At 70.7% G+C, this 20,600-nt stretch carries 15 protein-coding genes and 1 pseudogene; 8 read left to right on the top strand and 8 right to left on the bottom strand.

Features of this window, described 5'->3' with window-relative positions:
- Nucleotides 1-645: 645 nt before the first annotated feature.
- Together ACZ6NC_RS23560 and ACZ6NC_RS23555 are read right to left on the bottom strand one after the other, a co-directional pair.
- A complete protein-coding gene (locus ACZ6NC_RS23560; RefSeq protein WP_465735759.1) occupies nucleotides 646-1,164 on the bottom strand; it encodes a DUF6882 domain-containing protein in 519 nt (172 codons plus the stop codon).
- Between the two features lie 311 nt (nucleotides 1,165-1,475).
- A complete protein-coding gene (locus ACZ6NC_RS23555) occupies nucleotides 1,476-1,952 on the bottom strand; it encodes a MarR family winged helix-turn-helix transcriptional regulator (protein ID WP_465735758.1) in 477 nt (158 codons plus the stop codon).
- Between the two features lie 70 nt (nucleotides 1,953-2,022).
- Between ACZ6NC_RS23555 and ACZ6NC_RS23550 the strand changes: the two genes are divergently transcribed.
- The 3 genes from ACZ6NC_RS23550 to ACZ6NC_RS23540 all read left to right on the top strand — a co-directional run bounded on the left by ACZ6NC_RS23550 (nucleotide 2,023) and on the right by ACZ6NC_RS23540 (nucleotide 7,658).
- Nucleotides 2,023-2,946, top strand: a complete 924-nt coding sequence (locus ACZ6NC_RS23550; protein ID WP_465735757.1) for an alpha/beta hydrolase — start codon at nucleotides 2,023-2,025, stop codon at nucleotides 2,944-2,946.
- 287 nt (nucleotides 2,947-3,233) lie between these two features.
- A complete protein-coding gene (locus tag ACZ6NC_RS23545) occupies nucleotides 3,234-4,751 on the top strand; it encodes an FAD-dependent monooxygenase (protein WP_465735756.1) in 1,518 nt (505 codons plus the stop codon).
- Nucleotides 4,752-5,585: 834 nt separating this feature from the next.
- The gene (locus ACZ6NC_RS23540) at nucleotides 5,586-7,658 is read left to right on the top strand and encodes a HelD family protein (protein WP_465735806.1); all 2,073 of its coding nucleotides are present in this window, start codon (nucleotides 5,586-5,588) and stop codon (nucleotides 7,656-7,658) included.
- A 107-nt stretch (nucleotides 7,659-7,765) separates the two neighbouring features.
- Here ACZ6NC_RS23540 and ACZ6NC_RS23535 read toward each other — a convergent pair whose 3' ends face one another.
- From ACZ6NC_RS23535 to ACZ6NC_RS23525, 3 genes are all read right to left on the bottom strand, one after another.
- Nucleotides 7,766-7,888, bottom strand: coding sequence for a hypothetical protein (locus tag ACZ6NC_RS23535; RefSeq protein ID WP_465735755.1), 123 nt, complete (start codon nucleotides 7,886-7,888; stop codon nucleotides 7,766-7,768).
- A 135-nt stretch (nucleotides 7,889-8,023) separates the two neighbouring features.
- Nucleotides 8,024-8,374, bottom strand: a complete 351-nt coding sequence (locus ACZ6NC_RS23530; RefSeq protein ID WP_465735754.1) for a VOC family protein — start codon at nucleotides 8,372-8,374, stop codon at nucleotides 8,024-8,026.
- Nucleotides 8,375-8,557: 183 nt separating this feature from the next.
- Nucleotides 8,558-8,794 carry a hypothetical protein gene (locus tag ACZ6NC_RS23525; protein WP_465735753.1) on the bottom strand — a complete coding sequence of 79 codons (237 nt, stop codon included), beginning with the start codon at nucleotides 8,792-8,794 and terminating at the stop codon, nucleotides 8,558-8,560.
- Between the two features lie 17 nt (nucleotides 8,795-8,811).
- Here ACZ6NC_RS23525 and ACZ6NC_RS23520 point away from each other — a divergent pair.
- A pseudogene (locus tag ACZ6NC_RS23520) lies at nucleotides 8,812-9,178 on the top strand (transposase); the annotation flags it as partial.
- Between the two features lie 67 nt (nucleotides 9,179-9,245).
- On the opposite strand, the gene ACZ6NC_RS23515 reads toward ACZ6NC_RS23520, so the two are convergent.
- Nucleotides 9,246-11,516 (bottom strand): MMPL family transporter, encoded by a 2,271-nt coding sequence (locus ACZ6NC_RS23515; RefSeq protein WP_465735752.1) that lies wholly within the window; start codon nucleotides 11,514-11,516, stop codon nucleotides 9,246-9,248.
- Between the two features lie 175 nt (nucleotides 11,517-11,691).
- On the opposite strand from ACZ6NC_RS23515, the gene ACZ6NC_RS23510 reads away from it, so the two are divergent.
- From ACZ6NC_RS23510 to ACZ6NC_RS23495, 4 genes are all read left to right on the top strand, one after another.
- The gene (locus ACZ6NC_RS23510) at nucleotides 11,692-12,864 is read left to right on the top strand and encodes a sensor histidine kinase (RefSeq protein WP_465735751.1); all 1,173 of its coding nucleotides are present in this window, start codon (nucleotides 11,692-11,694) and stop codon (nucleotides 12,862-12,864) included.
- Nucleotides 12,839-13,501 (top strand): response regulator, encoded by a 663-nt coding sequence (locus ACZ6NC_RS23505; protein ID WP_189717500.1) that lies wholly within the window; start codon nucleotides 12,839-12,841, stop codon nucleotides 13,499-13,501. Before ACZ6NC_RS23510 ends, ACZ6NC_RS23505 begins: the two co-directional genes overlap by 26 nt.
- A 672-nt stretch (nucleotides 13,502-14,173) precedes the next feature.
- Nucleotides 14,174-14,485, top strand: coding sequence for a hypothetical protein (locus ACZ6NC_RS23500; RefSeq protein ID WP_465735750.1), 312 nt, complete (start codon nucleotides 14,174-14,176; stop codon nucleotides 14,483-14,485).
- Entirely contained in the window at nucleotides 14,464-18,696 is a 4,233-nt protein-coding gene (locus tag ACZ6NC_RS23495; RefSeq protein ID WP_465735749.1) for an AAA family ATPase, read from the top strand. The genes ACZ6NC_RS23500 and ACZ6NC_RS23495 overlap by 22 nt, the downstream gene beginning before the upstream one ends.
- 118 nt (nucleotides 18,697-18,814) lie before the next feature.
- Here the strand turns inward: ACZ6NC_RS23495 and ACZ6NC_RS23490 are convergent, their stop codons facing one another.
- Nucleotides 18,815-19,051: a hypothetical protein gene (locus tag ACZ6NC_RS23490; protein ID WP_465735748.1), complete on the bottom strand. Its 237-nt coding sequence runs from the start codon at nucleotides 19,049-19,051 to the stop codon at nucleotides 18,815-18,817.
- A gap of 392 nt (nucleotides 19,052-19,443) precedes the next feature.
- On the bottom strand, nucleotides 19,444-20,328 hold the full coding sequence (locus tag ACZ6NC_RS23485; RefSeq protein WP_465735747.1) for a hypothetical protein: 885 nt from the start codon (nucleotides 20,326-20,328) through the stop codon (nucleotides 19,444-19,446).
- Nucleotides 20,329-20,600 lie beyond the last annotated feature (272 nt).

Genomic DNA, 20,600 nt, shown 5'->3' with positions numbered 1-20,600 from the left:
GGTCGAGTCGGGGGGGACGGGAGTTAAGATGTGTGCTCTTCCGCTCTCCTGCGGCCCTGGCCGTGGCCGCGGGGCGGCCACCCCACGCCCAGGTGCACGGGGTGCCCCGCGGGCCCGCCCGGCGTCCGTCGGATACGCGGTCTGGCTACGACCCGTCCGAAATCCCGTGGATGCGGCGGGACGTCAACGAGCGGTGCGGCAGGCAACGTCGGCGGCTCGGCTCGGCGCGAAATCTGCTCCGCAAGCGACGACAAGGAGCGCGGCGGTGATGCACGGAGACAGTCCGCAGCACGGCCTGACTCTGGTGCGGGGCTTCAGGCTGTGAGGTAGGCCGCCGGACGGACGCCCGCCGCCTCTCGCTGGACCACTGGCGGTCCGAGGCCGGATACCTCGCCCGCCGCTACGCCGATCTCGCCCACGGACACATCGCCGCCACCGTGCCGCTGCGGGGCGGCCGGCCCGGAGAGGTCCTGTACGAAGTCGACTGGGACGGACCCCCTCCCCCGCACAACCCGTACAACCGGTACAACCGGTACAACCGGTACAACCGGTGCACCGCCTTCGAACTGCGCCTCATCCGGCAACAACCCTGAGCTTGCCGTTGAACGTCCGACGGCCAGTACCGGCAACCTCGGGGCCTGCCCGTCAGCGCCGTTCGGCGGTGAGCGCCAAGTCATGGACCAGGAAGTGGAGTTGCACGTCGCCGGTGGACTCCGCCCATAGTCCCTCGGCGTCGAGTACAGATGCCGCGACCATCCGGGCCTCAGCGACGAGTTCGGGGTGGTAGTTGAAGCCTGGCCATGGCAGGACGGGGTAGTCGCCCTCCTCACCGAACTGCCGGACCCGCTCGATGTCGCCCAGAACTGCGTGCGGCAGCGACTCGTTCGCCCAGGACCACAGCCAGGACTGCTGGGCGAGGCTGACACTGCCGATCATCGTGAGCCGTCCGGTGAGGAACACCTTCCCGTCGCGCGACCACCTGATCTGCGCGTCGTCCATCGACCACTGGTACTGCACGTCCCCCGACAGTCCGAAGCGTTCAACCATGAGGGCCTGCCGGGTACGGGCGCGCTCACGGGCGGCGAGCACGACCTCTTCCCATCCGGAGTGGTCATGCTTCCAGCGGTCGTCCACCTTGCTCTCCTCGCACAGAACTGTCGGCAAGATCCTCCCATCCGGGTTGCCGGTCCTGGGCTGCCGGGTTCACTCCTGGTCATCCCGGTGGATCTGCTGGTGGCTCATCCCGTGCGGCGTGTTTGATGCCGGTCTTGTGGTGGGTCGGTCGGCGGTGGGGTCCGCCGGTGGCCAGGAGCAGGCCCACGTCGTAGCGGTTCGCGGGACGCGAGGGAGACGCGATCCCACCGCCCTGCCGCGTCGCGGTCGGCGCTGACGCCGAGGCCGGCGCCACCCCCGCTGCGAACGCGATCGCGGCGGCGAGCCCCATGGCCCCTCTTCGTCGGGGTTGCGAGAACGCGTCAGCCCGTGGGCGTGCCGATCTGGTCGCGTTCCAGGACGGAACGCAGCTCCGAGAGGGCCTGCGCGGCGGCCGTCATGGGGGACGCCTTGAGTGCATCTGCGACCAGCTCGGCCAACCGCTCGGTAAAGGTCCCTTCTGCCACGTCGACCAACTGCAGGCCGTCGTCGGTCAGTTCCAGCAGTGACGACCGGCGGTCCGACGGGTTCGGCATGCGGGCGACCCATCCCTGCCGCTCCAGGCGGTCGACGCCCTTGCTGGTGGACCCGATGCCGATGGCGAACTCCGCCGCCAGATCCGCCACCCGGGCCCCGGGGTGGTCGCGGAGGTGGCACAGGAACTCGAATTGTGACGTGACGATCCCGTGCCGCTCGCGAAGACGGTCGTTGAGGGCGTTGTACAGACGCGTCTCGCATCGGACGAGGTCGGCGAAGAAGCTCGGGAGGTCGACCGTCTCACCGCTCACTTTAGATGCCATGGCATATAGCCTACGTTAGATGCCGCGGCATATAGTGCGAAAGAAGCTACTTACGGCAGGAGAACGCCTCATGAGCAAGGAACAGCGCACGCAGGTCAGCGCGATGCTGCGGCAGCCCCGGCCCGACGGCCCCCAGTCGGTCGAGGCGATCCGAGCCGGATTCAAGGCGATGATGGCCCAGATGGTCGTCCCGGACGGCCTCCGCATCACCAAGACAACACTCGGCGACCGACCGGCGCTGTCCGTCGAGCCGGGCACCGAGACGCGCACCGGGACGATCCTGTACTTCCACGGCGGCGGCTGGGTGTTCGGCTCCCCCGAGACCGCGCTGTCGCTCACGGGGAACCTCGTGGCCAGGACCGGGTTCACGGCGTACTCGCTGGACTACCGGCTCGCCCCCGAGCACCCGTTCCCGGCCGCAATCGAGGACGCGCTGAGCGCCTACCGCGCCCTCCTCGACAGCGGCGAAGACCCTTCGACCATCGCGTTCGCCGGGGACTCCGCCGGAGGCGGCCTCAGCGTCACCACCTGCCTCGCCGCCCGCGACGCCGGTCTCCCGATGCCTGCCGCGATCGTGGCCTTCTCCCCCGGCCTCGACGCCACCCGGACGGGCGAGAGCATGGACACCAAGGCAGGCATCGACCCGTTCTTCACCCGCGAGAGCCTGGGACACACCGGGGCCATGTACCTGGCGGGAGCCGACCCGCACCAGCCCATGCTCAGCCCCGCCGTCCTCGCCGACCTGACAGGCTTCCCGCCGATGCTCCTCCAGGCGGGCACCAACGAAGTGCTCCTGGACGACTCCACCCGCCTGGCCGCCCGCGCCCGCGCAGCCGGAGTGGACGTGATCCTCGACATCACCGCCGACGTACCCCACGTGTTCCAGTCCTTCGCCGGCGTGCTCGACGAGGCCGACCAAGCGCTGGACCGCGCAGCCCTCTTCCTCACGCAGCACGTCCACATTTCCGACACCGCGGCCAAGTCAGCCCGGTAAAGCTCGGAGCCCTCTGGCCATACAGCAGGCTCGGCTCCGACCCTCGCAGTCAAAGGCGGCAACACGAGTCAACCGCGTAGAAGCAGGGCCGTGGTACCGGACGAGAGCCTCCGTGTCAGACCCCTGCCTCGGCGTAGCCCCGGGCCCGTAGTTGGCCCTGGACCGTGCGGTCCGGGGTGTCAGCGGCCTGTCGGTGATGCGTCGGTCAGATGCAGGTGGGCTCTGGGACCTTCGAGAGGTCCTGCCGGGTGCCGATCCGGCTGTGGATTCAGGGAAGGGGATCTCTTGTGCATGACGTAGTGATCGTGGGCGCCGGCCCGGTGGGGCTGTTCCTTGCCTGCGAGCTCGGCCTCGCGGGCTGCTCGGTCCTGGTGCTCGAGCGGGAGCCGGGCCCCCGCTCGCCGTTCAAGGCGCTGCCGCTCGGCATCCGGGGCCTGTCCTCCGCCTCGGTCCAGGCGTTTTACCGCCGCGGGATGCTGCACCAGCTGCTGAAGGCATCGGGCGTCGACGATGAGCCCGGCGCGCACCCGGGACCGGACGAGCCGTCAGTCCCTCGTCATGGTGGCCACTTCGCCGGCATGATGCTCGATCCGGCCAAGATCGACTCCGCGGCCCTGCCGTACCGGCTGCCCGGCCCGGCACCGGAGGGCATGCCGACACACCTCGAAGCCATCGAGGCGGTGCTGGCCGAGCGGGCGTCCGAGCTGGGCGTGGAAGTCAGGCGCGGCGTCACGGTTTCGGCCATCGCGCACAACGACGAGAGCGTGATCGCGCAAGCGGGGGAACACGCGTACACGGCGCGCTGGCTGGTCGGCTGCGACGGCGGACGCAGTACCGTACGCGGGCTCGCGGGCTTCGACTTCGTCGGGACCGAGCCGCTGTTCACCGGCTACACCATGCTCGCCACCGTCGCCGACCCCGAGAAGCTGAGCCCCGGGTTCAATCTGACGCCGACGGGCATGTACCTCCAGCCCGCGGCAGGGTACATCGGCATGATGGACTTCGACGGCGGCGCGTTCGATCGCTCGCAGCAGCCGACGCGCGACCATCTCCAGGCGGTTCTGCGCCGGGTGTCCGGCACCGACGTGACGCTGAGCGAGGTCCGTCTCGCGTCGAGCTTCACCGATCGGGCGATGCAGACGACGGCTTACCGGCGGGGACGCGTCCTGCTCGCGGGCGACGCCGCTCACATCCACTCGCCCCTGGGCGGGCAGGGTCTCAACGCCGGTATCGGCGATGCCCTGAACCTGGGCTGGAAGCTGGCGGCGGCCGTGCACGGACACGCGCCGGACGGACTTCTCGACACCTACAACCGCGAGCGCCATCCGGTGGGGTCAGCGGTGCTCGACTGGTCGCGCGCACAGGTGGTGGCCATGCGGCCGGACCCGCACGGCCAGGCCATCCAAGGGGTGATTCGCGAACTGATCGAAACCCGTGACGGAGCGACCTACGTGTTCGACAGAATGTCGGGGTCGTCCATCCGTTACGACCTCGGCAGCGAGCACCCGTTGGTCGGCCGCAGCGCCCCGGACCTTCGTCTGGAAGACGGCACCCGTCTTGGCGACCTGATGCGGGACGGACGGGGCGTCACGCTCGACTTCAGCGCCGACCGATGCCTGCACGGTTCGGCGAGGGGCTGGGAGAGCCGGATGCGGTACGCGGCCGGTCCGGCGAAGGACGACCTCGGATTGGGTGCCGTGCTGGTCCGGCCTGACGGCGTGGTCGCCTGGGCAGGCGAGCGCGCACCTGATCGTGAAGCGTTCGAGCGGGCCGCAGGCCGCTGGTTCGGCGGTCCGGACAGCTGAAGCGGGCGTCGGTGTCGGCACCCGGAGAACATCCGCTTACCCGAGCCCGGACGTCGGGCCGTGCTCACCCGGTTACCCCTCCGGCCCTGCGGTGGGCCGGAGGGGTAACCGCGTCCGCGCGGCGAGGCCGTCGAGTTCGAGCCATCGCCGAGGCCACCAGCAGCCGGCCCGACGACTACCGGTGCGCCGCCCTTGCCTACTTCGCTCTGGAGACCTCGGTCTTCGCCCATCGCACCGACGACCCCGAACGCGCCATGGACGCCGCCTTCGCTCTCCTCCACGACGGCTGGGGCGCCGCATATCGGATCACGCGGCAAAGGAGGTCAACGCCCCCGAGCCCCTGCGGCCACCCGCTCGGCGATGTCCGAAGTGGTGCGGGGGCCGGGCACGATGACGGTCGGCTCCAGGTCGAGCCTGGTGCGGTAAGGAAGTCGGCGTTCTTCAGCACGTCCAGCGATCCAGAATGCCCCACCGGCGTACGACAGGGCATAACCCATTCTGCGCTCGTCTCCTCGGTCGGGTCGCCAGACGAAGCGACCAGATGCCCCCTGGCAGTGAGCTCGATGGCGCCGGTCGCCTCGCCGGATCTTCCCCCTTTTCCCGAGCGCGGCAAAACATCGCCGGCATCCAAGGGCGGGCTCGCCCATAAGGCAGGCGGGCATCGGGAGCGCAATTAGCGATATACGGAACGGCGGAATGCATGATACGCCATATGGTCAGCCGTCATGGATCCAGTCGTAGGGCCATAGCTTCACCAAGTAAGTCAAGACTTATCTTCGGGGAGCTTTGACCGTAAGGTGTGGCTCGAATCGAAGGAGCCCCCTGTTGTCGAAAATGAATGATCCCGCGGTGCGTGCGGTTGAATCGGAGCGGGATTATGTGTCCTCCTTGTATGAGTTGCTCACCGAGCGGCTTTCCGAGGCGCGAGTACACCGAGCGAGTGTGCTGAAGGCCCCGGCGGAAAGCGCCGGTGAGGCATACGGGAGAGAAATCGCCGCCGAGCGTCTGGCCAAGGAAATCGGCCGGCTGGAGGGCGCCGAAAAGGGGCTGGTCTTCGGGCGCATCGACTGGACGGATGGTACGGCCCTGCGCATCGGGCGGATCGGACTGCACAGGGAGGAGGATGACCTGCCTCTGCTCGTGGACTGGCGCGCGAACGCGGCGCGGCCCTTCTACGAGGCGACACCGGTCCACCCGATGGACCTGCGGCGGCGCCGGCACCTGCGCCTCGAGGAGCGCACGGTCATCTCGGTGAGCGACGAACTGCTGGACGGGACCGCCCCGACCGACGAGGACGTCGTGGGTGACGGCCCGTTGACCGAGGCTCTGTCGGCACGGCGTACGGGCATGATGCACGCGGCCGTCGCGACGCTGCAGGCCGAGCAGGACGAGATCGTCCGCTCCGCCCACCGCGGGGTGACCGTGGTGCAGGGCGGGCCCGGCACCGGCAAGACGGTGGTCGCCCTGCACCGGGCGGCCTATGTCCTGTACGCGTTCCCGCGCGCCGCGGAGGAGGGTGTCCTGGTGGTGGGCCCGAACGCCCGGTTCCTCGACTACATCTCCCAGGTCCTTCCCTCGCTCGGAGAGAACGACGTCGTTCTGGCGACCTGCCGGGAACTGGCCGGAGTGTCCACGGACACGGTGGACCCGTTCGATACGGCGCGTCTCAAGGGCAGCTCCGACCTCGCCGACGCCTTGGCCGGCCTGCTGCGCGTCCACCAAGCCCCCGCCGGTGACTTCACCGTGCGGGTCGGACAGGAACTGGTTCACCTGTCCGGCGAGGAAGTCGCCGCGGCACGCGACGCCGCCGTGGCAGCCGTACCGGGGCACAACCCCGCGCGCCAGGTGTTCAGGGAGCTCCTGGTCGACGCCGTCACCGACGCGATGCAACGAGACATGGGCGACCTCCTGGAGCAGATCGACGCCGATTCCGAAAGGATGACGGGTATCAACCTCGACCGGTTCACGGGAGCCGCCCAGCGCCGTGCCGAAGGTGCGGCCGACTCGGGTCCGGCCCACGAGCTGGACCTGGACGCCATCCGAGCCGATCTCCTCGACGACGCCGGCGTCGACCGAGCGGTCGACGTGTTGTGGCCGCGGCTGGTACCCGGCGACCTCCTGAAGGCGCTCCTGACGAACGCCGCGGCTCTCGCCGAGCGCCTGCCCCGCCTGACCGCGCAGGAGCGGTCCCTTCTGCTGCGCGGTCCGGACGACTCGTGGACCGATGCCGATGTGCCGTTGCTGGACGAGGCGGCGAGCCTGGTCGACGGCCCCCCCGAGCGGACGTACGGGCACGTCGTCGTCGACGAGGCGCAGGAACTGACCGCCATGCAGTGGCGGATGATCGTCCGCCGCTGCCCGGCAAGGGCGATGACGCTGGTGGGTGACTTCGCCCAGGCAGGCCCGGTCGCGACAGCACGCGACTGGAAGGAAGCACTGAGCCCCCACGTCGGACCGCGGTTCAAACTGCACGACCTGACCGTCAGCTACCGCACCACGCAGGAGATCCTGGAGAGCGTCCGGGACCTGCTCACGCGGATCGCTCCGGATCAGAAGCCCACACGGTCACTGCGAAGCGGTGAGAGCCCTCGCACCGTGACCACACCTCCGGACGGGTTGGTCACCGCCGTCGTTCAGGAACTCCGCGCCCAGAGCACCGCGCACCCGGGCGAGCTTCTGGGAGTGATCTGCGCGGACACCAGGGTGAGCGAGCTGACGGCCCAGGGCATCGCTCACCACGCACGCATCGTGCCGGCGTCCGAAGCACGCGGCCTGGAATTCGACGGGGTCGTCGTCATGAACCCCGAGGAAATCATCACGGCCCGCCCCGGTGGGGAAAGGGACTTGTACGTAGCCCTGACCCGGGCCACCAAGCGCCTCTGCACAATCACCGTCCAGCCCGCCTGACGACTCGGCGCCCGCGTCGTCGCCGCGGGCGCACCCGGCGCGGTACAGACACCGGCCCGCGCGCACGGGGCTGCTCGCCGCCTCACCGCTCGTGGCCGCCCCCGGCATCACGCGGCCTGGTCCGAGCCGACGACGTTCAGACCCCCTTCGCGCAGCAGGGTGAAATCGACGTCGAGCTTCGGGTCGTACGCGTCGGGTTCGATACGAGGGGCCCGGGAGCCGGTGGACAAGGTACGCGCGCGGTCATGGCAGCACCCCCGAAAGACTCTCCTCACCACCGGCAGTGGCTCTGTTCAGAAGGTCGACCCGGTCATTGATCCGCTGACGGCGAACCGGCCATTGAGGAATCCCCAGTACCGGACGCCTCACAGATCGGTAGCCCGCTCGTGACGGGGCTCGTACATGCCCACCTCGCCGCCGCCCGGCAGACGGAACCTGGTCAGCCGTCCCCAGCGCGCATCGGTGACCGGCTGGATGAACTCCACTCCCTTCGCGGCCAGAGTTCTCACCGTTGCGTCGACGTCGTCGCACATCAGATAGAGCTCCTGCATCTCCGGGCCCTCCGCGGGATGCACGGCGATCTCGGTCGGCGGAAGCTTGAAGATCAACCAACCGCTTCCCCCATCGACGTACGGATACTCCAGCACATCCCTGAAGAAGGCCCGGTCCGCTTCCGCATCACGGCTGTAGATGATGACGTGTCCGCCATTGATCATGCGGCCAGGGTAGGCCCTGGCGTGAACAACCTGGTGCTGCGACGTCTACCGAGTGTTGCGGATCATTAACGGTCAACCACCTGAGCAGAGCCACCAGCTGGCGATCGCCGTAATGTTCTGTCAGCCCCAGGTCGTGACCGAGAAGTCGGTGACTCCTCCCCCGGCTGAGGCCGGGGCTTCTCGCTAACCCTTGTGGGCGTTGCGACGGACCAGCCCGGCCTGTAGAACGTTGATGGCTCCCACGGTGTCGGCGTGCGCCTGGTGGCCGCAGCCGACACAGTGGAAGACCTCCTGTGTGGGCCGGACCTCCCTGGCGGTGTTGGCGGCTCGCTTGAGCACGGCCTTCAGCTGGGTGCGGGTGAGTCGGGCGGCCTGGCCGGGGGTCGGTGCGGTGGCCAGCAGGGTGCGGGCCAGCGGCACGGTGAGGCCGCCGGTGAAAGGTACGGGTACGCGGGCCCGTCGGCCGACCCCGCATCCGGCCGGACGCGGTCGCCGGGGACAAGGCGTACTCGTCCCGCGGAAACCGCGCCCACCTGCGCAAACGCCGTATCAAGGCGGTCATCCCGGAGACGAAGGACCAGGCCGCCAACCGGGAAGAAGAAGGGCTCCAGAGGTGGCCGACCCGTCAGCCACGGCGCCGATCTCTACAAGGAGCGGAACACCGTCGAACGCCTGATCAACAAGCTCAAAGCATGGCGAGGCATCGCCACCCGATACGACAAGACTCCCGACAGCTACCTCGCCGGTCTCCACCTGCGCGCCTCGATGATCTGGATCAAGGACCTCACCAGGACCACCCGATGATCACGACTCGATATGCCCCTAGGTGACGCGCTGAGGTGCCGGACGCCAAGGGCGGGCAGGAGTTGAGTCAACGGTCAACCAGCCGTGGACGCGGGGCCTCACCCGTGGATTCCGCGTCGGTGTCGTCGGTGCCGACCGGGCCGCGGGGAAGCATCCGGTCTAGCCACTTCGGCAGCCACCAGTTGGTCCGGCCGAGGAGTGTCATGGTCGCCGGTACCAGCACCATGCGTACGACCGTGGCGTCGATGAAGATCGCGGTGGCCAGGCCGAGCCCGAACATTTTGGCGGAGGGGTCCTCGGCGACGGCGAAGGACAGGAAGACCGCCACCATGATCAGGGCGGCCGAGGTGATGATCCGGGCGGTGCCCGAGACGCCCTCAACGATCGCCGTGCCGTTGTCGCCGGTGCGCAGGTACTCCTCGCGTACGCGGGAGAGGAGGAACACCTCGTAGTCCATCGACAGGCCGAACAGGATGGCGAAGAGGAACATCGGGATGAACGACACGATCGGAACCGTCGCTTCCAGCCCGATGAGTGCGCCTCCCCAGCCCCACTGGAAGACCGCGACCATGATGCCGTAGGCCGCGCCGATGCTCAGCAGATTCAGCAGTACCGCCTTGAGCGGTACGAGGATCGAGCGGAAGACCAGCATCAGGAGCAGGAACGACATCGCCAGCACGGCGGCGACGAACACCGGCAGGCGTTGGCTGGTGCGTTGGCCCACATCGGACAGGCTCGCGGCGGCGCCGCCGACGTGGACCCTGGCCGGGCCGTGCCCGATCGCCGTGGGCAGCACGTCGGTGCGCAGCCGGGCGATGGTGTCGGCCGTGGCCTTGTCCTGAGGGCTGGTGGTCGGGAACACCACGAGGGTCGCGATGCCGGTGGCCCGATCGATGTGCGTCGGCGCGACGGATGCGATGCCCGGATCCGCCGCGACCGTTGCGACGAGTCGGTCCAGCACTCCCGGATCACCGGTGGGGTCCGCGGCGATGACGAGGGGACCGTTGGTGCCCGGGCCGAACCCCTCGGCGACGAGGTCGTAGGCCCGGCGCTCGGTACGGCTGTGGGGCAGTGAGCCGTCGTCGGGCAGGCCGACGCGCAGGCCGAGCACGGGCAGCGTCGCGGTCAGCAGCAGCCCCGCCGCGCCGACCGCGTACGGCACCGGGTGCTGGCTGACGTGCCCGATCCAGCGACGCCACCCGGCGGCGTGGGCGGCGCCTGCCGCCGGGTCCCGCCGCCGTGCGAGTCGACCCAGCTTCCTGGTCTGCAGAGCCCGGCCGATCCGGCCGGCTCGGGCCAGGCGTGGGCCGGCGGCGCCGAGGAAGGCCGGCAGCAGCGTCACCGACGCGACCACCATGGTCAGAACGACGATCGAGACGGCGAGCCCGCCCATCGTCATGAACGGTACGTTCGCGACCGCCAGGCCGAGGATCGATACGACGACGGTGCCGCCGGCGAAGACCACAGGCCTCCCCGCCGTGGCCACCGCTCGCCCCGCCGCCTCGCGGGGATCGAGCCCGCGCGCGAGGTACTCCCGGTGCCTGGCGAGCACGAACAGCGCGTAGTCGATGCCCACTCCGAGCCCGACCATGCTGCCCAGGACAGGGGCGAAGGTCGGGACGTCCGTCACCCCCGCCAGTACCGTCATCGTGGCAACCCCGACGGTCAGCCCGAAGACCGCCATTCCGATCGGCAGCGCGGCGGCGACGAGCGAACCGAACGCCAGGAACAGGATCGCGGCCGCGGCGAGAAGGCCGATCAGCTCGCTTGCGCCGCCAGCGGGGTCGGAGAAGACGTAGAAGAGGTTCCCGCCCATCTCGATGCGCAGGGGCAGCTCGGCGCGCAGCCGGTCGCCGAGATCGACGAGGGCCTCGAGGTCCTCGGCCGACAGCCGGCTCTGGTCGGGGTACTGCACCCGGACGACCGCGATCCGCCCGTCGGCCGAGACAAGGCCGCCGCGCACGGCGGTGTCCCCGCCTGCGTCGAGTGCCCCCGCCGGGTCGCTCGTGCCGAGCACGTGCGGCAGCCGCTGCACCTCGGTCTGCAGCCGCGTGAGAGCGGTGCGCGCGCTGCCGTGGTCGAGGAACGTCGCACCGCCGTCGAGGGGGGTGACGACCACTTGGGCGGTCATCCCCTCCTGGCCGGTGCCGGCCCGCTCGATCAGTTGCGCGGCCCGTTGGGAGTCCAGTCCCGGAGCGGTCATCGAGTCCGCGGTCCGCCCGCCGATGGCGATCGCGGCGAGGACGGCAAGCGTGGCGACAATCAGCCATGCCGCGATCACCCGCCAGGGATGGCGGGCGGCGCTTGCGCCCAGGCGCAACAGGGCTTTCGAGAGCATCGGTTCCTCCAACCACCTCGTCGGCCGTCCTTGTACGGCCGCCGATGCCGAGGTTCGTCGCCACGGCGCTCCGCGGCATCGGCCCGCGGGCCGCGGATCCGTCGGCCCCAGGGCGGAGTGACGACCCGTCCTTTCGGCCGATGCGCGGCACGGCGCGATCCCTAAGCTGAGAACCGTGCTGCGAGACGACCTGCGAACCCTGTGGACCGAACCCCGGCCGCCCGACGCGCCCGCCCGGGTGCGGCGGGACTGGGCGCTGCTCGCCGCGGGCCTTGCCGCTGTGGCGCTGGACGCCACCCTGCGCGAGAACGTCGTGTGGCGGCCGGTGGCGGTGGTGTTCGCCGTATGGCTGTGCCTGCTGCCCCTGTGGCGCCGGACCCGCCCACTGGCGATGGTCACGCTGGCGTTCGGCTCGGTGATCCTGCTCCAGCTGGCCTCCCTCGTCGCCGCACCGCGCGAGCCCGTCAGCCTGGACACCGGCGCGGTCATGCTCGTGCTGGTGTACGCGCTGCCCCGGTGGGGATCGGGACGCGAGATCGTGCTGGGCAGCGCGGTGATCCTCGCGGCCAGCGCGCTGTGTTCCGTCACGGACGAGACCCCGGTCGTCGAAAATGTCTTGGGCTTCGTCTTCCTGCTGCTGCCCGGCGTGGTCGGGGCTGCCGTGCGGTTCCGGGTGACCGCTCGCGAGCGGCAGTTGGAGCAGGTGCGCTCCCGCGAGCGTGAGCAGCTCGCCCGGGAACTGCACGACACGGTGGCCCACCACGTGTCGGCCATGGTGATCATCGCCCAGGCGGGCCGGGTGCTCGCGGGCACCGACCCGTCAGCCGCCGTCGAGGCGCTGGAGGGGGTCGAGGAGGAAGGAGCGCGCACGCTGGAGGAAATGCGCGCCATGGTCGCCGCGCTGCGCGACCGCGGGGTCGGCGCCGAGCTGGCGCCCCCTGCCGGAGTCGCGGATCTGGAGCGCCTAGTGCGCACCCCGGGTGGTCGCTTCAGGGTCGACCTGGGGCTCGACGGCGAACTGGACACGCTGCCCCCGGCCGTGGACGCGGCCGTCTACCGGATCGTGCAGGAGTCGGTGACCAACGCCATGCGCCATGCGGTCAACGCGACCGAGCTCGTCGTCCGGGTCACCGCGGAAGGGCACACGGTACGGGTGAGCGTGCGCGACAACGGCCACCGCACCGGCCGAGGACGTGCCGGATACGGACTTGCCGGACTGCGCGAGCGCGCTGCCCTGCTCGGCGGCAAACTACAAGCCGGCCCCGGCGCCGACCAGGGCTGGCATGTCGAAGCCGAGCTGCCGAGAGGGAGGACCGAGAGCGGTGCCCATCCGCGTCCTCGTCGCTGACGACCAGACCATCATCCGCACCGGGCTGCGGATCATGCTGAACGCCCAGCCCGGCATCGAGGTGGTCGGCGAGGCCGCTGACGGACAGGAAGCGGTACGTCTGGCCCGCGAACTGCGCCCCGACGTCTGCCTGTTCGACATCCGCATGCCCGTGATCGACGGGCTCGAGGCCACCCGGTTGGTCGCCGGCCCGGGCGTCGCCGACCCGCTGGCCGTGGTCGTCATCACCACTTTCGACCTCGACGAGTACGTCTACGGCGCGCTGCGTGCCGGCGCCCGCGGATTCCTCCTCAAGGACACGGGACCAGACCTTCTGGCCCAGGCCGTACGGTCGGCGTCCGGCGGTGAGGCGCTCATTGCGCCCAGCGTCACCGTCCGTCTGCTCCAGGCATTCGCGGACCTGCCCGCCGGCCGGCCCGTGGCCCAGCCGGTCTCCCCCGTCACCGCCCGCGAGGAGCAGGTGCTCCTCGCCGTCGCTCGCGGGCTGACCAACACCGAGATCGCCGATGCACTGCACATCAGCCTCAGCACGGTGAAGACGCATCTGGCCAGCCTGATGGCCAAACTCGGCGCCCGCAACCGGGTCGAGATCGCGATGTGGGCCTACGAAACGCGCCGTATCCTCCCCGGAACCTGAGCCGGGTGCCGGGCCATGTCCCATGAGTCCCCGCCCGGACATCAGTGCACCGGTCGGCTCACGTCGGCTCCACGTGCCTCACCCGCCCCAAAGCGTGACGTACCAGGAGGTCGGAACTGGGACGGTGAGACACCCGATACGACAAGACTCCCGACAGCTACCTCGCCAGTCTCCACCTGCACGCCTCGATGATCTGGATCCAAGACCTCACCAAGACCACCCGATGATCACGACTCGATACGCGCCCTAGACCAAATACCACTGACTTTGCGGCCTTCCAGAGCCCTCTGGCTCCATCATCGCCGCAGGTCAACGGCTTGTGGGTGCTGTGTTAAGTCAGTGGCATTGGCCCTAGACCGGCAGCACCCCTGCGCCGTCGTAGAGCAGGGTGGAGGGGCCCACCTCGGCGACCTGCCGGGCGAGGGGCTGCGCGGTGTCGGCACAGGCCTGGCAGGCCCGCCCCCCGGCGGCTCAGCCGCAGGACCATGAAGTACTGGGTGACGACCTGCCCATCTCGTACGCGCTGACCGGCCCGGACTCGGTCGGCTGGAACCTGTACGACCTCTCCGACCTGCTGCGGATGCGCGGTTGGCAGGTGCCCTCGTACCCGCTGGCGCCAGGAGAGGGTCATCCAGCGCGTCCTGGCGCGGGCACGGTGTCGACCGGCACGAGGTGGAGCTGCTCGCGCAGGACATGCGACGGGCGGTCAAGCTGGAGTTCCCTGTGGTGCGAGCTCGCCGCGCGGCACGTCCGGCCGCCGGAGATCGGCGGAACCACCTCGTCGGCCGGTACGGCAGCACGGCGCCCGGCCCGTTCGATGTTCACACCCTGGGCGGCTCTTTGGCGAAGGTCCTGCCGGCGGCGGCGGTCGCGCCCTACCTTTTCCTTCTGATGAATCGTCATGTCACGTGTGCCGCACCGTTCGGGTTTGGTGTGCGCGGCGTCGATGGGGAGGGCAGCAGGTGCCGGTTCGATCGTTGGTGATGGGTGCGGGCGGGTTCCCCAAAAGGGTGGTCTCCGAGGAGGACCGGGCGGCTGGAACGGTCCCGTTCGGGCCGCTGCCGAGCGTCGCCGGTGCCGTGCGGCGGGTCGCACACGCGCTGACCCGGGCTGGTGTGCCGACCGGTGAGCCACTGCTGGACCCCGATGTCGAGACCGCGAAATCAGCCCTCGACCGGGTCCGGGCGGAGGCGCAGCCCCTTGTCGTGCACTTCTGCGGCCACGGCGCGGTCGTGGGCGACGACCTGTACCTCGCGGTGCGCGACAGCGACTCGGGCGATCTGCCCGCCACCGCCCTCAGCAGTGCCGAGCTGATCCGTCGGGTCGAGCACTCCCGGCGCTCCGGCCCGGCGCTCTTCCTGCTCGACGTCTGTGGGGGAGGCCAGGCGCTGGCGTCGCAGGCCGCCTTGCGGCTGTCCGGGGCGCGGCGCAAGACCTGGGTCATCGCGGCCTGCGCGGCCGATGAGGCCGCCTACGGTGCCCGGTTCAGCGACGCCGCCGCGACCGTCCTGGATCGGCTCGCGAAGGGCTGGCTGGACCTCTCGCCCGCGCTGGAGCACGTCCCCGTGGACACTCTGGCTGCGGAGATCGACCGCGAGCTGCGCCGTTTGACCCCGGACGGCGGCAGCGGGCAGACCGTGGTCCGCACTCCGCACGACGAGGCCGTGCTGGAACCGCCGCCGTTCTTCCGCAATCCCGGCCACGCGGCCGACGCGGCCGGCCGGTTCCTGGCCCGTACGGATGCCGCGCTGCGGCAGTTCGCCGTCGACAGCGATCCCGGCCTGGACCTGCTGCACTTCGCCTCCCGGGCGGTCGGCACCACCCGCGCCGACAGCTGTCTCTTCAGCGGACGCACGGAGCAACTGCGTGCCATCGAGACCTGGCTGGACGACGTCGACGGAGGGCGGGGACGGTTGCTGGTGGTCACCGGTGGGCCCGGATCCGGCAAGTCCGCCCTGCTCGGTGTCACCGCGTGCCTCACCCACCCCGCGCTCACGCCGATCCGCCAGCGCATCGTCGCCCGGGTCCGTGGATTTCGTCCAGCCCCGGCGGCCCGTGTCCTCGCTGTCCACGCCCGGCAGCTGACCACCCGGCAGGTCGTGGAGTCGCTGCTGTGCCAGCTGGACGACTCAAACGGGGCGGGCCCACTGGGCCCGGCCCCGGAGGCGCCGACCACCGGGCATTTGCTCGGCCGGCTGCGCACCGCCGGGCCGGTCGTGGTGATCCTCGACGCCCTCGACGAGGCGGCCGACCCGGGCGGCCTGTTGCGCGAACTGCTCCTCCCCCTGTCGGGCTCCGGACCGGACGACCCCGCCCCGCACTGCCGGGTGCTGATCGGCACCCGCCCTTGGTGGGACCAGCTCGCCGACCTGCGGCACGCCGTCACCGCCGGGCGCGGCGCCCTTCTCGACCTCGACGGCCAGAGCCGGGAGGACCTCGGCCGCGACCTTGGGGAGTACCTCACCGACCTGCTCTACCCCCACCACGCGCCCGCGACCGCTCATGCCGTCGCCCACCGCCTGGCCCGGTTCGCCGATCATGGCGCTTTCCTGATCGCGGCCCTCTACGCGGACCATCTGCTCGGCACTCCGGCAGGCGAGCCGGTCGTCGACCCGCCCTGCGAGCTGACCGCAATGTTCGACCTCCACGTCGGCACCCTGGCCGCGGCCAACCCGTGGATTCGCCCCGTGCTGGCCGTCCTCGGCCACGCCCGGGGCCAGGGCATGCCGCTCGACCTGATCCACGCCGTCGCCTGCGCGCACGTCCCCGCCGAGGACGGCTCCGCCCTGCCGCCGAGCCTCCAGGACACCCGCGACGCCCTCACCCAGGCCTCGTTCTACCTGCGGACGACGGCGGACACGGACGGGCGGCTGCTCTACCGGTACTTCCACCAGGCGCTCACCGACCACACCGCCCCGACCGTCGATGCTGCGGTCGTCCTCCAGGCTCTGCTCGACGCCGTACCGGTGGGTGCCGACGGCAAGCCGGACTGGGCCGTCGCCCATCCCTACCTGCTGCGCCACCTCGCCACGCACGCGGACGCGAGCGGGCGGATCGACGGGCTCCTCGCGGACACCGAGTTCGTCCTGCGTGCCCAGCCGGACACCTTGCTGCCGGCTCTGAAGACCGCGCGAAGCAGCCGGGCGCGACTGGTACGGGCCGTGTACCTCGCCTCCGCCGACCGTCATCGCGACGGGTCGCTCGCCGACCGCCGCTTCGTGCTCGCGCTCGACGCCGTCCGCTACCGGGCGACGGAGTTGCACTGGGAACTGTGCCGCGATCTGGCCTGGCGGCCGCGCTGGGCGACCGGGATGCAGACCAGCCCGCAGCTGGAGGCAACGCTGACGCAACCGACCGAGGTGAAGTCGGTGGCGACCACCGTCCTCGACGGCCGGCCGATCGCGGTCAGCGGAGGCCTGGACGGCACGGTGCGGGTGTGGGACCTGACCACGAGGACTCAACGGGCCCTGCTCAGGGGCCACACCGGCATCGTCGGGACGATGGCGTGCACGGTGGTGGACGGCCGTGCGGTGGCGGTCACCGGAAGCTGGGACAACACGACGCGGGTGTGGGACCTGGCCACCGGAAGCCAGATCGCCGTGCTCAGGGGCCACACCGGCTGGGTGGAGGCGGTGGCGTGCACGGTGGTGGACGGCCGTGCGGTGGCGGTCACCGGAAGCTGGGACAACACGACGCGGGCGTGGGACCTGGCCACCGGAAGCCAGATCGCCGAGATCCTGACCGACTCCGACGGCGGACACGTGGCCGCGGTGGCATGCACCGAGGTCGACGGTCGGCCAGTCGCCATCGTCTTCGCCACGGTCTTGCCCGCCCTGATGTGGGATCTGGAGACCCATCAGGTGTGGGAACTCGACACGGGCTTCTCGGACGTGGCCGCGGTGGCGTGCACCGTGGTCGCCGGGCTGCCCGTCGCCGTGACCGGCCACTGGTTCGGAGACGTGCGGCTGTGGAACCTGGACACCGGCGGCCCGGGCCACACGTTTCGTGGTCACACCAAGCACGTGGAGGCCATGGCCTGCACCACGGTCGGCCGGCGGCCCATCGCCGTCACCGGCAGCAACGACGGATCCGTACGGGTGTGGGACCTCGAGGCCCGAACCGCGCGGGCCGTCCTGGGCGGTCACAGTGCCGGCATCGACGGTGTGGCGTGTGCCGTCGTGGACGGTCTGCCCGTTGCCGTCACCGGCAGTCGGGATTCAACCTTGCGGGTGTGGGACCTGACCTCCACCGCGGAGTCGAGCGGTTCCCGCGGCCACACCGACGAGGTGCGCACGGCGGTGTTCACCGAGATCGGCGACAACCCCGTTTTCCTGAGCGGTGGTTGGGACAGAACCGTGCGGGTGTGGGACGTGGAGACCGGGTTGGAACGGGCCGTCCTGTCCGGCCACAAGTCGGGAGTGACGGCGGTGGCGTGCACGGTCGTCGACGGCAAGCCCTTCGCTGTCACCGGCAGTCTGGACAGCTCGGCGCGGGTATGGAACCTGGTCGCGGGAGACCAGTGGGTCGATCTGCCGACGCCGACCCGGGAAGCGGTGGACACCGTGGCGTGCACGACGTTCGACGGCAAGCCGGTCGTCGTCGGCGGGAGCCGGGCGGGTTGGGTACGGGTGTGGGACCTGATGACCGGTGAGCCCGTGAGTGACGTCCTCAACCACGAGAAGGGCGTGGACGCGCTGGCCTGCACCGTCGTCGACGGCAGGCCCGTCGTCGTCACGTGCAGCAGGGACCGCGCCGTGCGGATCTGCGACCTGGTGACGGGCGAGCGGCTCGCTGTCATGACCGGACACCCGAACGAGGTGTACGGGGTCGTCTGCACCAGTGTCAACGGCCGCCCGGTCGCCGTCACGGCCGGCCAGGACCACACGGCCCGGGTATGGGACCTGGCCACCGGCACTCCGGGGGTCGTGCTCACCGGCCACACGAGTCTGGTGAGGGCGGTGGCCTGCGCCACCGTGGGCGGCCGTCCGATCGCCGTGACCGGCGGCTGGGACCGAACCGTCCGGGTGTGGGACCTGGAGACCTGCGAGGCTCTTGCGGTTCTCCCGCAACCCGCCCGGGTCGAGGCCGTTGCCGTGCGCCCCGATGGCACGATCGCGGTCGGCAACGGCTGGGACGTGATCGTGCTCGACCCCGCGGATGGGAGTCTGAGGACGGGCCCTTCACGCCGGGCGTAGCCCGTAGCAGGAGATGGTGGCCCAGCACCGTCCGTCCGGCAGAGGCCCGAGGTACGGCGGGACGCTCGGGGGGAGACGTGCCGTCAGCCGGCTGCCGGGGGCCGAGAGGCGTCGGCTGTCAGCGCGGGCTCCGGTCCGAATCGCGGGACGGGACATGCCATGTCAGACAGGTGAGGTCGGGTCCGGCACCCACCAGGACGCCGTTCGCGGTGGCAGCAAGGGGTGGCATCGAAGCGGCGACGGCTATGGAGGGGTGCATCCGTTTCCCGGCGGTCAGGTCCCACACGATGACTTCGCCCGACCAATCGCTGGTGACGGTGACGGCGCGGCCGTCGGGCAGCACCGTCGTCGCCACCGCGTGGACCGGTTCGATGTGTCCGGCCAGCGGAGAATGAACCTGTCCAGTGGTCGCTCGATGCAGTCGTCCCGGACCAGCTTCCAGGCCGCTTTCACCTCGCTCCTGGAGCGATCGATCACCGGAGGAAGCACGGCCGGCAGGCCTGCGCGCTCCAGGGCACGGGCAACCTCCTCGGCCGCCGGGGCCACGCTCCTCAGGCGGGGGAAGGATCCCACACCCCGCGCGCGGTCCTCCTCGGAGCCGGCCCGATCGGGGAAACCGCCGATCCCGACTACCAGCGATCGTCCCCGAACCGGCAACCCTCTTCTCCTTCTGCGGTTCGCCCACGCCGGCGCCACCGTCGCCGCGTTCGTGGCGCCCAGGTTTCGTGGCGCCCAGGTGTAGATGCGTCAGGTCGACAGGTATGGCGCCAGGGCTGTCGCGGTCAGCCCGTCGGCCAAGTAGCCCTTCAAAGCGTGGAAACCCAGTGCCCCGGTGTCGGTGACAGCGTGCCTGTCGACCGGGAACATCCCCCCGAGCTCCGGCGGCAGTGCGATCAGATCGCCCGCGTCGGCGATGTTCACCCACTGCCCCACGCCCGGCGGACGCGTGCCCTTCCCACCCCGTGGTTCCGGCTCCAGCTTCCGTGCGAGCCCCGGCAGTCCCAGCGGCGACCCCAGGGTCACGAACAGCTCCACCTCCAGCTCGGGATACGCGTGCAGTGCCTCCCAGGCGACCACCGACCCGAGCGAATGCGCCACCAGCACCTGCGGCCGGTGGTGGCGGACGGCCTCCGCCACCACCGCCCGCGCCGCTCGTCGGCGTTCGGGACGCGACGTGTAGGAGTCGGTGTCCCGCAGCACAGCCACGATCACCCGCTCGATGAGGTCCATCACGATGTGGCGCGCCCGCGCGGTGATCTTGCCACCCTGGCGTTCGCTCGCAAGCCATCCCACCGCCTGCCGCACCGGAGCAAGCCACCCGGCCTGCGCTTCCCTCGGCTCCGGGACCCCCATCAGCAGCAGCCACTCCCACGCCTCCAGGAGCTGCTCCTCCGACAGGTCCTCCAGCCGGTCCTCGTCCCCGCCGGCCTGCTGCTCCAAAGGCGCGCTCGTCAGCAGGTGCGCGTAGTAGGCCATCACGACATCCGGGACCGGGACGTGCCCCAGACGCGCCGCGGCCAGACCCTGCTCCAAGACCTCCCGGTACTTCAAGCCCTTCGCCGTCGCCGCCTCCTCCGGCGTCAGATCGGGCTCGAGGTTCCAGATGCCGTGAACCACCACGACCGCGGCCATACCCACCCCTCCGTGAACCTTCGGGCGCGTGGACCCGTCTCCCTGCCGCACGCTGCCCCAACTCTGCACCACGGCCTGGACAACGACAACGACGGCGTCGAGGTGTCCGGCGAGCCGAACAAGGCGGCGGCCGGCAGCTGTAGGGGCGGGTGCCGGCCCCGGGGCCGGGGGGGGGGGGGGGGGGGGGGAGGGGGGGGAGGGGGGGGGGGGGGGGAGGGGGGGGGGGGGGGGGGGGGGGGGGGGGGGGGGTAGGGGGGGGGGGGGGGGGGGGA

The sequence above is a fragment of the Kitasatospora sp. NPDC041988 genome, assembly GCF_055588525.1.
The sequence above is the reverse complement of the archived record's forward strand: the minus strand, read 5'-3'. Positions and strand labels throughout refer to the sequence as shown.

Bases quoted from the DNA above. Each gene is read 5' to 3' on its own strand.
- ACZ6NC_RS23555 (WP_465735758.1), bottom strand. From the start codon at position 1,952: ATGGCATCTAAAGTGAGCGGTGAGACGGTCGACCTCCCGAGCTTCTTC.
- ACZ6NC_RS23550 (WP_465735757.1), top strand. From the start codon at position 2,023: ATGAGCAAGGAACAGCGCACGCAGGTCAGCGCGATGCTGCGGCAGCCC.
- ACZ6NC_RS23540 (WP_465735806.1), top strand. From the start codon at position 5,586: ATGAATGATCCCGCGGTGCGTGCGGTTGAATCGGAGCGGGATTATGTG.
- ACZ6NC_RS23530 (WP_465735754.1), bottom strand. From the start codon at position 8,374: ATGATCAATGGCGGACACGTCATCATCTACAGCCGTGATGCGGAAGCG.
- ACZ6NC_RS23515 (WP_465735752.1), bottom strand. From the start codon at position 11,516: ATGCTCTCGAAAGCCCTGTTGCGCCTGGGCGCAAGCGCCGCCCGCCAT.
- ACZ6NC_RS23485 (WP_465735747.1), bottom strand. From the start codon at position 20,328: ATGGCCGCGGTCGTGGTGGTTCACGGCATCTGGAACCTCGAGCCCGAT.